Source organism: Mesorhizobium sp. M4B.F.Ca.ET.214.01.1.1 (assembly GCF_004791545.1).
Lineage (GTDB): Bacteria > Pseudomonadota > Alphaproteobacteria > Rhizobiales > Rhizobiaceae > Mesorhizobium > Mesorhizobium abyssinicae.
The window spans coordinates 343,503-357,187 of the sequence record NZ_SRUX01000001.1; the positions used below are offsets into that span (position 1 = coordinate 343,503).

Below are 13,685 nucleotides of genomic sequence, written 5' to 3' on the forward strand. Positions count from 1 at the left end.
GATAGCTGGCAGGCCAGAGGTTGGCGCCTCGTGACCCGCCCTCCTGTCTCTCAGACCTCTCGTCTCGCGCACCGCGCCAGCGGCACGACTGCGGCGAACCGCATGGTGCCGGAGGAGACGCCGGTGGCATTCTCCTATGCCGGCACCACCCATGCGGTGATGATGGGGAGCCCGGCCGATTTCGAGGATTTCGCGCTCGGCTTCTCGCTGACCGAAGGCATCGTTGCCGATCCGCAAGAGATCGAGGCGATCGAGGTCGAGGATCTCGGCGCCGGCATCGACATCCAGATCAGGCTGAAGGACAAGGCCAACACGCGCTTCCAGGCAAGGCGGCGCAGGCTCGCCGGGCCGGTCGGCTGCGGGCTGTGCGGCATCGAATCCATCGAGGAGGCGATGCGTTCGGTCGACGCGGTCGGTTCGTCAAAGCTTACGCTTGACGCCGACGACATCACCCGCTCGGTCAAGCTCCTGTCGAAGGTGCAGCCGCTGCATACCGAGACCGGCGCCGTGCACGCCGCCGGCTTCTACGTGCCGGGCAAGGGCGTCGTCATGGCGCGCGAGGATGTCGGCCGCCACAATGCGCTGGACAAGCTGGCCGGCGCGCTTGCCAAGGCCGGCATCGACGGCGCGACGGGCGCCGTCGTGGTCACGTCGCGAGTGTCGGTGGAGATGGTGCAGAAGACGGCCGCCATCGGTGCGGCCATCATCATCGCCGTTTCGGCGCCGACGGCACTTGCCATCCGCACAGCCGAGGCCGCCGGCATGACGCTGGTGGCGCTGGTGCGCGGCGAAGATTTCGATATTTTCACCCACCCCGACCGGGTGGTTTCCGGAGTTGCCAAGCATGTCGCATGACGAAGACCACATCACCAGCACCAGGGAAAAGCTGGTGCGCATGGCCAACCAGATCGCAACCTTCTTCGATTCCAAGCCGCGCGAGGAAGGCATCACCGGCGTCGCCGAGCACATCAACAAGTTCTGGGAACCGAGGATGCGGCGGCAGCTGTTCGAGATGCTCGACGACGGCACCGAGACGTTCAACGAGCTGGTAGTGGCCGCCTCGGCAAAGATCAAGCGGCCCAAGACGTCCGAACAGGCCGACACGAGCATCGGTTACACCGGGCCTGCGCAAGGCGGGAACGGTGCCTTGCACAAGTAACGCGGCCGTCGCTCCCGTTCACCAAAGACCTTATATTTTAGCTCTCTAAAGTTTGTCTGCCGCGGACGGCATAGCTCTGCTATGGTCGACGACAAGAAGTCGTCTGGCCGGCGGGGTGTTGCGTGAGGCCGATCGAGACCCGGTACGCCCGTAGCGGCGATGTGCGGATCGCCTATCAGGTGGTCGGCCAGGGCTCGTTCGATCTCGTCTTCGTGCCGGGCTTCATATCCAACCTCGACCTGCAGTGGGAGGATGAGGGCTACAGCCGTCTGCTGAAACGGCTTTCGGCCTTCTCGCGGCTGATCCTGTTCGACAAGCGCGGCACTGGCCTCTCCGACCGCGTCGACGGCCGCCACCTGCCCAGCCTCGAGACCCGCATGGACGACGTGCGCGCGGTGATGGACGCCGCCGGCAGTGGCCGCGCGGCGATCCTCGGCGCCTCGGAAGGGGCGCCGATGGCGATGCTGTTCGCGGCCACCTATCCGGAGCGGACACGGTCGCTGGTGCTTTATGGCGGCTATGCGAATTTCCACAGATGGGTGATGCCGCCAGAGCGTCTCGAGGCCTTCATCGAGACCGCGGAAACGGCGTGGGGGACCGGCGCCACGCTGCCCAATTTCGCGCCGGGCCGGATCGACGACCCGCATTTTTCGCAATGGTGGGCGCGGTTTGAGCGGCTGTCGGCGAGCCCGACGGCGGCGGCCGCGCTGGCCCGCATGAATGCCGGTGTCGACGTGCGCGGCATCCTCAGCACGATCAGCGCGCCGACGCTCCTGATCCATCGCCGCAACGATGTGCGGGTCGACCCCGAGGCGAGCCGCTTCCTTGCCCACAAGATCCCCGGCGCCCGGCTGGTCGAGATAGCCGGGCGCGACCATCCGGTGTGGACCGGCGACGTCGACCGCGTGGCCGACCTGATCGAGGAGTTCCTGACCGGGGAACCGGCGGTGGCCGACACCGAGCGCGTGCTCGCCGCACTGCTGGTGACGCGCATCTACGACACCGCCAAGCTCGGCGACCGCATGTGGAGCGAGCGCAGCCAGCGCTTCCAGGAAACCTGGCGGCTGCTGGTTGGCCGCCATGGCGGGCGCGCCGCCGGCACGCATGGCGAGTTGATGGTCTCGCGCTTCGACGGGCCGGGGCGCGCCATACGCTGCGCGGCGGCGCTGCGCGAGGCGGCGCAGCAGATCGGCGTGGCGAGCGCGCAAGGGGCGCATGTCGGCGAGATCGAGTTGCGCGGCCAGCCGGTCGGGCTCACGGCGCGCGTGACCCTGCAGCTTGCCAGCCATGCCGGGCGCGGCGACATCCTAGCCTCCCGGCTGGTTGCCGACCTCACCGTCGGCTCGGGGCTGCATTTCACTGAGGCCGGCCGCATCAGCCTCGACGAGCTGGACGAGCCGCTGCCGGTGGTGCACGCGACCTCGGAACAGCATCTGGAACCAGCCTGCCGGCCGAAGGCCAGGCCAGCCGAGCCGGCGACGCTGACGGCGCGGGAAAGCGAGGTGGTGAACCTGATCGCCGACGGAAAGAGCAACGCTGCGATCGCCGCAGAGCTCAGCCTCAGCGAACACACGGTCAAGCGTCACGTCGCCAACATCCTGCTCAAGCTCGACCTGCCGTCGCGGGCGGCGGCGGCGGCGTTTTCGGCCAGGCACACTGGCCCGGACGGGCCATGAGAGCCATGGCGCTTTTGGGCGAAGCGGCGCGGCGCGGCAGAGCGCTAGGATTTTCTTCATGCAGGCCAGGCGGATTTCGCCGCGAAGCACCTGCCAATGGAGGATGAGATGGAGAAGTCGAACCGGACACTCAAATCGCTGGTGATCGCGGCAGGCGTTGGCGCGATCTTCACGCTTGCTCCCGCCAAAGCCGAAGATTCCTCGGCCACCGCTGCCTACAAAGACATCCAGGCGACGCTCGGTTCGGTGCCCGACATGTTCAAGACGCTGCCTGACGTGGCGGTCGCCGGCGCCTGGGCCGAGATCAAAGGCGTGCAGCTCAATCCCAACACCGCTCTCGACGGCAAGACGAAGGAGCTGATGGGGCTTGCGGTGGCGGCGCAGATCCCCTGCCAGTACTGCATCTACTTCCACACCGAGGCGGCCAGGCTCAACGGCGCGAGCGACGAGGAGATCAAGGAGGCGATCGCGATGGCGGCCATCGTGCGCCACTGGTCGACGATGCTCAATGGCAGCCAGGTCGATCTCGCCACCTTCAAGAAGCAGACCGACGACGTATTCGCCGCCGTCAAGGCGAAGTCGCAGTGAGGAATGCATCTGCCCGGCGCTTGAGCCGGGCAGCGCCCCCGATCAATCGAACGTCCCGCCTTACGGCGGGCCATGGAGGAGAAAATGTTGACCAAGACTCAACTGGTGGACGGCGCTGCCATCAAGAAGGCAATCGAGGGCCGTGACGGCAAGCTGCTGGCGAGCTTCTACACCGACGACGCGCTGGTGCGGGTGATCGACCGCAACAATCCGCCGAGCAAGCCGCGCGAAATCCGCGGCCGCGCGGCGATCACCACCTTCTGGGACGACATCTGCAGCCGGGCGATGACCCATAAGGTCGACACCACCATCGCCGATGGCGACAACCTCGCCTTCACCCAGGCCTGCGCCTATCCCGACGGCACCAAGGTGTTCTGCGCGGCGATGCTGGAGCTCAAGGCCGGCAGGATCGCGCGACAGACCGTGGTGCAAGCCTGGGACGAGTAGCAAGCAGATCAACAGCGGCTGGGCCGCAAACTCGCAGGAGAACGACAATGTTCAGCGCCAGATGGCAGATCGACGCCAAGTTCGGCCACAAGCAGACCGTGCTCGACATGATGCGGCAATGGGAACGCGACGTCGGCTCGCAGGTCGGCATCTCAGATCTGAACTTCCAGATCATGACCGGATCGATCGGCGCGCATGAATCGAGGATCGAGTCGCATCACCAGGTCGAAAGCCTGGCCCAGCTGGAAGCGTTCTTCGCCAAGCTCGGCAAGATCGAAGCGCACGCCAAATGGGGCAAGGCGCTGGAGCCCTATGTCGTGTCGGGCACCAATGTCTGGCAGATCTTCCGGATCGTCGAATAGCGGCGGCCCCAATCGGCATGCCTGTCGCCCGCAACCGCTCCGGGGCGACAGACGTTGGTCCGGCCGTCAGCTCTTGCGGCCGAAACTGCTGCGCTGCCCCGAAAAGCGCGCCTCCCTGGCCAGCCCCGCTGCCGCCTGGCGGCCGGCCGGACCCTGATTAGGCAGGGTGGCCTGCTTGGCCAACGCCGCAGCGATCATGGCGTCCGCCTGGCGCGCGCGCTCGGCGGCATTGCCTCCCGGCAAGCCTGCGGCCGCGGCATTGGCGGACGACGGCCGCGGGCGCCTGAACGCGAGGAACAGGAGCAGGGCGCCGAGCGCCGCCGCGCCGGCGGCCAGCATGACACGCGTGCCGGTCATTCCGGCCCGCTCGATCTGTGTCGCCTTGGCGGGATTCTGAACAACCACGAGCTTGTCGCCAACCTGCGGCTCACGGCCTCCGCTCTTGTTCAGGTCCATGGTCGCCTCGACGGCGTCCGCGCCGGCGCCGACGCGCAAGATGCCGGTGAATTTCTGTTTCACCGTCCATTCCTTGTCGGCATGGACCGACTTGAATGCTTCCACCAATTCGCATGGGATCGAGGCGCTGCTGACTGTCTTGTAGACGATCCTGTGCTGGGTCGATTCCATCAGGCATTCGACCGTGACCGCCGTGATTTCGGCCGGCACCTGCGGCCAGCCGCTCTTGGCGATGATGTCCTTGGCACAGAAGAAGGCGACCAGCAGGCAGAAGCCGCCGATCATTGTCAGCTTGATCTTCGAGACAGTCATGCGCGAACCCCCTCGCTGCGTGGTTTCCCGTCAGCGAAGCTGCTCGCACAGGTTGAATATTCAGTAAATCGGCAACCGTCGCCACGCGGCGGCAGTTCAACAGACTTAACGGATGACAACCGGTGAACTGAATACTTTAAGGATGGCAGTCCCGCCGCCATCCTTTTTTGCCCGAAGCCGCAACCTACATCAGGCCAAGCTGCTTGTAGAAACCGAGCGCATCGTAATAGTCGCTCTGGGTTGCGATCTTGCCGTCCTTGAGTGAAAACATCGAGGCCCCGGTGAAGGAGAACTTCTTGCCGGTTGCGGCGGTGCCGTCGGCCCAGGGGCCGGTGTTGGTGCCGGAAAACTCCCATTCGAAGGAGGCGCGGTCGCCCTCGATCACAGGCGCGCCCTTCATCGTCCAGACGGCGTCGGGGACGGCCTTGAGGAAATTGTCGATGACGCCGGTCTTGGCCGCTTCCTTGCCCTTGACCGGCGTGCCGACCGACGCGTCGTAGTAGGTGACGTCGTCGGCGAAATAGCCCGCGGCCTTGGCGGAATCATGAGCGTTCCACGCGGCGAGGTATGCTTCGATAACCGACTTCGCGCTGTCGTCGGCAAAGGCCGGCGCGACGGCAAGGAGCGTGGCGGCAATGGCTGCTGATGTCAGAAACTGGCGGCGATGCATCTTCTTCCTCCCTGGTTTTGAATGGTAGGTTCCCTGCGAATGGCGCTAGCCGTGGGCCACCATGACATGGCGGACGGCGGTGTAGTCCTCCAGCGCGTAGAGCGACATGTCCTTGCCGTAGCCGGACTGCTTCAATCCGCCATGCGGCATCTCGTTGGTCAGCATGAAGTGGGTGTTGATCCAGGTGCAGCCATATTGCAGGCGGGCAGCCGTCGCCATGGCGCGCGACACGTCCCTGGTCCACACCGACGAGGCCAGCCCATAATCGCTGTCGTTCGCCCAGTTCACCGCTTCGTCGACCTCCGAGAAGCGCGTGACCGAGACAACCGGGCCGAACACCTCGCGGCGCACGATCTCGTCCTCCTGCAGCGCGCCCGCGACGACTGTCGGCTGGTAGTAGAAGCCCGAGCCCTCGCCCGGCTTGCCGCCGGTGGTGATCTCGATGTGCTTCAGTTCCGAGGCGCGCTCGACGAAGCTCGACACGCGGTCGCGCTGGCGGCGCGAGATCAGCGGGCCGATCTCGTTCTCGGTGTCGTCCGGCCGGTTGTACTTGATGGTCGAGACGGCGGAGGAGAGGTCGGCGACCAGCTTGTCGTAGACCTTCCTGCCGGCATAGATGCGGCAGGCGGCGGTGCAATCCTGGCCGGCATTGTAGTAGCCGAAGGCGCGCAGGCCGCTGACCACGGCGCCGAGATCGGCGTCGTCGAAGACGATGACCGGCGCCTTGCCGCCGAGCTCGAGATGCGTGCGCTTGACCGACTTGGCGGCCGCCTGCAGCACCTTCTTGCCGGTGGCGACGTCGCCGGTGATCGAGATCATGTTGACCTTGGCATGGTTGATCAGCGCGTTGCCGACGCTTTCGCCACGGCCGAGCACGACATTGACGACACCTTCCGGCAGGATCTCGGCCAGGATCCTGGCCAGCTTCAGCGCCGTCAGCGGCGTCTGCTCGGACGGCTTGAAGACGACGGTGTTGCCGCCGCCGATCGCCGGCGCCAGCTTCCAGGCCATCATCATCAGCGGATAGTTCCACGGTGCGATCGAGGCGACGATGCCGATCGGGTCGCGCCGGACCATCGAGGTGTGGCCGGGCAGATATTCACCGGCGACCTGGCCGGGCATCGAACGGACGGCGCCGGCAAAGAAGCGGTAGCAGTCGACGATCGCCGGGATCTCGTCATTGAGCACGGAGTTGATCGGCTTGCCGCAGTTCAGCGCCTCGAGCGCAGCGAATTCCTTGGCCTCGGCCTCGATGCGGTCGGCGATCTTCAGCAGATAGCCGGAGCGCTGCGCCGGCGTGGTGCGCGACCAACTGAGGAACGCTTGTTCTGCGGCACCGACAGCCGCCTCGATCTGCGCCGGGCTGGCTTCAGGCAGGCTTAGAATGGTCGCCCCGGTCTTTGGATTGAGGATCGGCTCCTCGGTCTCGGTGCCCTTCTCGAAGGTCGAGCCGATCAGCATCTGGGTGTCCATAAGATTTCTCCTTGATCAGGAGCGAGTAGCGAATAGCGAGTAGCGAATAGGGTTGGCGGTCGACTTTTCCCTTATTCGCTATTGGCTATTCCCTATTCGCTGTTCTTCATTTGCCCGAACCAGCGATCTGGTCGCCGTCGCGGGTCAGGTAATAGGCAAAGAGGATCGGCAGCAGCGTCACCAGAACCACGACCATGGCCACGACATTGGTGACCGGGCGCTGGCGTGGGCGGATCAGTTCCTCGAGCATCCAGATCGGCACGGTCTGCTGCTGGCCGGCGGTGAATGTGGTGACGATGACCTCGTCGAAGGACAGCGCAAAGGCGAGCATGCCTCCTGCAAGCAGCGCGGTGGCGATGTTGGGCAGCACGACATGCCTGAAGGTCTGGAAGCCGTCGGCGCCAAGATCCATCGAGGCCTCGATCATCGAGCCGGAGGTGCGGCGGAAGCGCGCGACGGCATTGTTGTAGACGACGACGACGCAGAAGGTGGCGTGACCGAGCACGATCGTCCAGAACGAGAAGGGGATGTCGGCCAGCGCGAAGGCCGAGCGCAGCGCGATGCCGGTGATGATGCCGGGCAGCGCGATCGGCAGGATGACCAGCAAAGAGATGGTCTCGCGGCCGAAGAAGCGCGTGCGCGAGACGGCGGCGGCGCACAGCGTGCCGAGCACCAGCGCGATCGCCGTCGAGATGGCGGCGACGCGGATCGACAGCGACAGCGCCTCCCACACATCCGGCCGGTTCCAGGTGACGGCGAACCATTGCGTGGTCAGCCCCGGCGGCGGCCAGACGAAGCTCTTTTCCTCCGTCGTGAAGGCGTAGACGAAGATCAGCAGGATCGGCAGGTGCAGGAAGAGCAGGCCGCAGGCGGCGGCGATCTTCAGGCCGAGCGGGGCGGAAGGCGAGCCGTCAGAGCGCATCGAAGGCCCCCATGCGCTTGGCGCCCCAGAGGTAGAAGCCCATGATGACGATGGGCACCACGGTGAAGGCGGCGGCCAGCGGGATGTTGCCGGCCGTGCCCTGCTGCGAATAGACGGCCTGGCCGATGAACAGGCGCGAGGTGCCGATGATCTGCGGGATGATGTAGTCGCCCAATGTCAGCGAGAAGGTGAAGATCGAGCCGGCGACGATGCCGGGCAGCGCCAGCGGGAACAGCACGTTGCGGAAGGTCTGGCCGGGCGAGGCGCCGAGATCGGACGAGGCCTCGACCAGATTGCCCGGCACGCGCTCGAGCGCCGCCTGGACGGGCAGGATCATGAACGGCAGCCAGACATAGACGAAGGCGATGAAGGTGCCGGTGAAGGACACCGACAGCGAGTTGCCGCCGACGATCGGCAGCGACAGCCAGGCATCGAGCAGCCACAGAAGGTTCAGCTTGCCGAGCAGCCAGGTGAGGATGCCCTCCTTGGCGAGGATGAGCTTCCAGGCATAGACCTTGACCAGGTAGCTCGACCACAGCGGCAGCATGACGCCAAGGTAGAACAGCGCCTTCCAGCGGCCGCGCGCGTAGCGCGCCGCGTAGTAGGCGATCGGGAAGGCGATGATCGCCGAGGCCAGCGTGACGAGCGCCGCCATCGTCACCGTGCGCAGGATGATGTCGAGATTGGCGGCCTGGAGCAGGTCGCCATAGGTCTTGAGCGTGAACTCGCGGTTGATGAGGCCCGAGAACTCGTCGATGGAGAAAAAACTCTGCGCCAGCAGGGCGAACAGCGAGCCGATATAGACAACGCCGAGCCACAGCACCGGCGGCAGCAGCATGAGGAGCAGCAACAGCTTCGGCCGGCGCCAGAACAGGTCGGAGAGCGCGCCGCGCAGGCCGCCGCTGCCCGGCAGGATGGCAGGGGCGGCGGGGTTGGATTGAACAGCGGCGATGGTCATGGCGCCGCCGCTTGTTGAACGGGATTATGGGAGAGGCCGAGATCCTTCGCCCCCCTCTCTGTCCTGCCGGACATCTCCCCCTCAAGGGGGGAGATCAGCGGTTTCTCGGCCTCGCCAATTCTGCCACGTCGGCGATTGGCGAAGCCGGAATGGATAGCCAATCTCCCCCCTTGAGGGGGAGATGTCCGGCAGGACAGAGAGGGGGGCCAGGCGCCAACCGTCATCATGCCGGCTCGTCCATCAGATGCAGGTGGTCACGGTTGAAGGTGAGCAGCACCGCCTCGCCTTCCTCAGGCACTCCCATGCCGGCGGGCACCATGGCGTGAAGCCTTAGTCCATCGGCGTCGAGCGCCAGCCTGGTGGTGGCACCGAGATAGTTGGTCGAGACCAGGCGGGCGGCAACGCCGTCGCCGCTCGCGTCGCGCGCGACACGGATGGATTCGGGGCGCAGACTGCCCCAGCGATGCTGGCCGCAATAGCGCTGGACGAAATCCGGCGGCAGCACGTTGGACGAGCCGACGAAGTCGGCGACGAAGCGTGTCCTCGGGCGCTGGTAGATGTCTTCAGGCGTGCCGATCTGCATGATCCTGCCGTCGTTGAAGACGGCGACGCGGTCGGCCATCGACAGCGCCTCGCCCTGGTCGTGGGTGACGAAGACGAAGGTGATGCCGAGCGCCTTCTGCAGCGACTTCAACTCCTCCTGCATGTTCTCGCGCAGCTTGAGGTCGAGCGCGCCGAGTGGTTCGTCGAGCAGGAGCACCTTGGGCTGGTTGACGAGCGCGCGGGCGAGCGCGACGCGCTGGCGCTGGCCGCCGGAGAGCTGGCCCGGACGGCGAGCGCCATAGCCAGGAAGCCTGACCAGCGACAGCGCCTCTTCCGCCGCCTTATGGCGCTCCGGCTTGCCGACGCCCTTGACCATCAGCCCGTAGGCTACGTTGTCGAGGACATTCAGATGCGGAAAGAGCGCGTAGTCCTGGAAGACGGTGTTGACGTTGCGGCGGTAGGGCGGGACGCCCTCGGCGCGCTCGCCGAAAATGGAGATCGAGCCCGAGGTCGGCTGCTCGAAGCCGGCGATCAGGCGCAGGCAGGTGGTCTTGCCGGAGCCCGACGGGCCGAGCATGGCGAAGAACTCGCCGGGCGCGATGTCGAGATCGACGGCGTCGACGGCGCGAACGCTGCCGAAATGGCGGGAGACTTTTTGAAAGGATACGGCCGAGGTCATGGGCTGTCAGTCAGTTGCCGGTTTGGTTCTGTCGGATCGCGATAGCGCGCTGCTTCACCTCCCCCTCCATGGGGAAGGTCGCGGCGAAGCCGCGGGTGGGGTGGCTGGCACGGACCGCCACCCCGACGCTGCGCGTTTACCCTCCCCACAAGGGGGAGGGTGATGGATCACCGTCCGCCGATGACGCCGATATAGTCAGACACCCAGCGGTAATAGGGGACGCACTGGTTGTTCTCGCTGGCGCATTTCGACACCGGCGTCTTCCAGAACTTGATCTTGTCGAAATTGTCGTAGCCGTTGGTCTTGCAGCCTTCGTCGCCGAGCAGTTCATTGCCCTTGCAGGCGGCGGGCACTACCGGCAGCGAGCCGAACCAAGCCGAGACATCGCCCTGAACCTTGGGCGACAACGAGTGCTCGAGCCACATATAGGCGCAGTTCGGATGGGCGGCGTCCGCCTCCATCATGGTGGTGTCGGCCCAGCCGGTGACGCCTTCCTCCGGCACGGTCGAGGAGACCGGCTTCTTGGCGGCGACCAGCGTGTTGACCTGGTACGGCCACGAGCCGGAGGCGACGACGCCCTCGTTCTGGAAATCGTCGACCTGGATCGCGGCATCGTGCCAGTAGCGGCCGACAAGCGTGCGCTGGACGCGCAGCAGGTCGAGCGCAGCCTTGTACTGGTCCTCGGTCAGTTCGTAGGGATCCTTGATGCCGAGTTCCGGCTTGTGGAACATCAGGTAGTTGGCGGCGTCGGCAATGTGGATCGGACCGTCATAGGCCTGGACGCGGCCCTTGTTCGACTTGCCGTCGGGCAGGTTCATCTCCTCGAAGACGACATTCCAGCTCTTGGGCGCTTCCTTGAAGACGTCGGTGTTGTACATCAGCACGTTCGGGCCCCACTGATAGGGAACGCCGTAATGCACCTTGTCGACCGTGAACCAGGGGGCGTCCTTCAGCCGGTCGTCGACGCTCTTCCAGCTCGGGACGAGATCGGTGTTGATCGGCTGCACGCGCTTGCCGGCGACGAGGCGCAACGAAGCATCGCCCGACGCGGTGACGAGGTCGAAGCCGCCCTCGTTCATCAACGAGACCATCTCGTCCGACGTGTTGGCGGTCTTGACGTTGACCTTGCAGCCGCTCTCCTTCTCGAAGGAGGTGACCCAGTCATAGCCCTTGTCGGTTTCGCCGCGCTCGATATAGCCCGGCCAGGCGACGATGTTGACCTCGCCCTCGCCCTTGCCGAGTTCCTTGACCTGGGCGACGGCCTGGCCGGAGAAGGTCAGCGCGACCGTCAATGCAGTGCACGACTTCAGGAATGAATTCATCATCGATCTCCCATTTTGGCGCATGTCTCCGATAAGATCACGCGCACCCTCAAAACATTGAAGCGTCCGCCGACCAGGAAAATGGGCGGCGCTCCAAGGGGCCGCACTCTGCGGCGGCTTTTGGTTCCCTAACCGGAGGTTGCTGCGAAATTCCCGGTTTCGCAAATTCATTTATCAGAAAGCCGATATCGGTTTTTCCGATAGATAAATGCGCGAGCTTTCAGGGGCGCTGGCGGACCATGCGCTGCGACTGGGCAAGGCCGATGAAGTCGCGCGCGGCCTGCGGCAGGCTGGAGCCGCGGCGCCAGACCATGCCTACCTGGACCACCGGCAAGGCGCCGGAAATATCGCGCGATTCGATGCGGTCGCCTTCCAGCGACCATGGCCGGTAGACGAGGTCGGGCAGCAGCGCCACGCCGGCGCCGGTGGCGACGAGGCTGCGCACCGCCTCGACCGAGCGGGTGCGGAAGGCGACATGCGGCCTGGCGCCGAGCGCCGCGAGCAGCTTGCCGGTGTTCTCCTCGATCTCGTCGACGGTCAGCATGATCAGCGGCTCCGAGACGATGTCGCTGAGATCGATAATGTCGGCGCTGGCGAGTTTGTGGCTGAGCGGCACCCACAGGCGATAGGCCGAGACCTCGAGGATTTCCGACTGCAGCGCGGTGCGGTCGCGCAGGTTCGAGGTGACCATGACGGCGATATCGAGCTTGCCGCCGATCAAAAGGTGCTCGAGATAGTCGCCATTGTCCTCGATGGCCGAGACCTCGACACCGGGATAGGCGCGACGGTAGCGGGCGAGAAGATCGGACAGCACATAGCCGGCGACCAGCGAGGTGACGCCGAGCTGGAGGCGGCCGCCGGCCACCAGCTGGTCGCCGAAGAAGGCGCGGCGGGCGTCCGACACATCGGCGAGGATCTTGGTCGCGTGGCGCAGGAACTGGTGGCCTTTGTGGGTGATGTTGAGGCCGCGCGGATGGCGCTCGAACAGTTCGACGCCGAGGTCGCTTTCCAGTTCCTTGATCGCCTCGGTGACCGAGGATTGCGAGATGGAGAGGTTCTGCGCGGCGCCGGACACGGTGCCCTGCTCGGCGACGGCGACGAAGAACTGCAGCTGGCGGATGGTGAAAGCCATGGCGGGACTAAACACTGGCGCAGGGCGGAAGGAAAGCGGGCCACTTGGCGGCCCACAACATCGCTGTCCCGGTCTTAGCTGCCGTCGCCACCGGCTATGCTGATCCGCCCGCCGGCCGCGGCGAGCGCCGCGGCGATGTCGCGCGGCGGTGGCAGGTCGGTGGCGAGTTCGGAAAAGCCGTCGAAGCCGCAGACCCGGACCAGACCCTGGCGGCCGAACTTGCTTTGATCGGTGACCACCACAGAGCGCTGGCCGCGCGACAGCACCATGCGGGCGAACTCCGCCTCTTCCAGATCGTAGTCCATCAGGCCGGCGACGGCGTCGACCGCGCCGATGGAGATCACCGCGTGGCTGACGGAGAAGCGGCTGACGAAGTCGATGGCCGAGACGCCGAAGGCGGCGCCGGAATCGCTGCGCAACTCGCCGCCGGCCATGTAGACCTTGTTGCCGTTGACGGTGGCCAGCGTGCGGGCGATGTCCGACGAATTGGTGACGACGGTGAGCCGCCGGTGGCCGAGCAGCTCGCGGGCAAGGAACGAAGTGGTCGTGCCGGTATCGAGCATGACCGACTCGCCATCGCGTATGGTGGCGGCGACCATGCGGGCAATGGCGCGCTTGGCGTCGGCATTCTCGCGCATGCGCCGCTCGAACGGCGCTTCGCCCGCCATTGCCGGCAGACTGACGGCGCCGTGCATCTTCAGGATCGAGCCGTCATTGGTGAGTGGCTTGACGTCGCGGCGCACGGTCTCCAGCGAGACTCCCAGCCGGTCGGCCAGGCTGGCGATGGTGATGGTGCCCTCCTCGTTGAGGAGCCGCAAAATCTCGCCATGCCGTTTCGAATGGATCATACGGGCTTCCAGGATTTTGACCGATTCTAAGGCAATCCTGCCGTTTTTAAAGGAAGTGCTTATACTTTCGGGCAAAACACCCAAAAAAAGTCACGGCTTTTGATTGACAGCCGACCAACACTGGCGTGAGATCGAAGA

General features: G+C 65.3%; 15 protein-coding genes. 6 read left to right on the plus strand and 9 right to left on the minus strand.

Annotation, left to right across the window (positions count from 1 at the left end):
- Window positions 1-30 precede the first annotated feature (30 nt).
- From fdhD to EN857_RS01620, 6 genes are all read left to right on the plus strand, one after another.
- Window positions 31-855 (plus strand): formate dehydrogenase accessory sulfurtransferase FdhD, encoded by an 825-nt coding sequence (gene fdhD / locus EN857_RS01595; RefSeq protein WP_135857753.1) that lies wholly within the window; start codon window positions 31-33, stop codon window positions 853-855.
- On the plus strand, window positions 845-1,159 hold the full coding sequence (locus EN857_RS01600; protein WP_127282858.1) for a formate dehydrogenase subunit delta: 315 nt from the start codon (window positions 845-847) through the stop codon (window positions 1,157-1,159). The genes fdhD and EN857_RS01600 overlap by 11 nt, the downstream gene beginning before the upstream one ends.
- Before the next feature lie 122 nt (window positions 1,160-1,281).
- Window positions 1,282-2,835 (plus strand): alpha/beta fold hydrolase, encoded by a 1,554-nt coding sequence (locus EN857_RS01605; protein ID WP_135857756.1) that lies wholly within the window; start codon window positions 1,282-1,284, stop codon window positions 2,833-2,835.
- A 108-nt stretch (window positions 2,836-2,943) separates the two neighbouring features.
- Entirely contained in the window at window positions 2,944-3,423 is a 480-nt protein-coding gene (locus EN857_RS01610; protein WP_127309814.1) for a carboxymuconolactone decarboxylase family protein, read from the plus strand.
- Window positions 3,424-3,507: 84 nt separating this feature from the next.
- Window positions 3,508-3,870: a nuclear transport factor 2 family protein gene (locus tag EN857_RS01615; protein ID WP_127282448.1), complete on the plus strand. Its 363-nt coding sequence runs from the start codon at window positions 3,508-3,510 to the stop codon at window positions 3,868-3,870.
- Between the two features lie 47 nt (window positions 3,871-3,917).
- Window positions 3,918-4,232 carry a hypothetical protein gene (locus EN857_RS01620; RefSeq protein WP_127282449.1) on the plus strand — a complete coding sequence of 105 codons (315 nt, stop codon included), beginning with the start codon at window positions 3,918-3,920 and terminating at the stop codon, window positions 4,230-4,232.
- Window positions 4,233-4,298: 66 nt separating this feature from the next.
- On the opposite strand, the gene EN857_RS01625 is transcribed toward EN857_RS01620, so the two are convergent.
- The 9 genes from EN857_RS01625 to EN857_RS01670 form a co-directional block, all read right to left on the minus strand.
- Window positions 4,299-5,000 (minus strand): hypothetical protein, encoded by a 702-nt coding sequence (locus EN857_RS01625; RefSeq protein WP_127393762.1) that lies wholly within the window; start codon window positions 4,998-5,000, stop codon window positions 4,299-4,301.
- A 184-nt stretch (window positions 5,001-5,184) separates the two neighbouring features.
- On the minus strand, window positions 5,185-5,670 hold the full coding sequence (locus EN857_RS01630; RefSeq protein ID WP_127282451.1) for a nuclear transport factor 2 family protein: 486 nt from the start codon (window positions 5,668-5,670) through the stop codon (window positions 5,185-5,187).
- 45 nt (window positions 5,671-5,715) lie between these two features.
- Window positions 5,716-7,143, minus strand: coding sequence for a gamma-aminobutyraldehyde dehydrogenase (locus tag EN857_RS01635; RefSeq protein WP_135857758.1), 1,428 nt, complete (start codon window positions 7,141-7,143; stop codon window positions 5,716-5,718).
- Between the two features lie 106 nt (window positions 7,144-7,249).
- On the minus strand, window positions 7,250-8,065 hold the full coding sequence (locus EN857_RS01640) for an ABC transporter permease (RefSeq protein WP_127282453.1): 816 nt from the start codon (window positions 8,063-8,065) through the stop codon (window positions 7,250-7,252).
- Window positions 8,055-9,023, minus strand: coding sequence for an ABC transporter permease (locus EN857_RS01645; RefSeq protein WP_135857762.1), 969 nt, complete (start codon window positions 9,021-9,023; stop codon window positions 8,055-8,057). Before EN857_RS01645 ends, EN857_RS01640 begins: the two co-directional genes overlap by 11 nt.
- Before the next feature lie 223 nt (window positions 9,024-9,246).
- The gene (locus EN857_RS01655) at window positions 9,247-10,245 is read right to left on the minus strand and encodes an ABC transporter ATP-binding protein (RefSeq protein ID WP_127309808.1); all 999 of its coding nucleotides are present in this window, start codon (window positions 10,243-10,245) and stop codon (window positions 9,247-9,249) included.
- Between the two features lie 167 nt (window positions 10,246-10,412).
- Window positions 10,413-11,567: an ABC transporter substrate-binding protein gene (locus EN857_RS01660; RefSeq protein WP_127282456.1), complete on the minus strand. Its 1,155-nt coding sequence runs from the start codon at window positions 11,565-11,567 to the stop codon at window positions 10,413-10,415.
- A 220-nt stretch (window positions 11,568-11,787) separates the two neighbouring features.
- Window positions 11,788-12,699 carry a LysR substrate-binding domain-containing protein gene (locus EN857_RS01665; protein WP_127282457.1) on the minus strand — a complete coding sequence of 304 codons (912 nt, stop codon included), beginning with the start codon at window positions 12,697-12,699 and terminating at the stop codon, window positions 11,788-11,790.
- 74 nt (window positions 12,700-12,773) lie between these two features.
- Complete coding sequence (locus tag EN857_RS01670) at window positions 12,774-13,547, minus strand: DeoR/GlpR family DNA-binding transcription regulator (RefSeq protein ID WP_127282458.1); 774 nt, start codon at window positions 13,545-13,547, stop codon at window positions 12,774-12,776.
- Window positions 13,548-13,685: the final 138 nt, after the last annotated feature.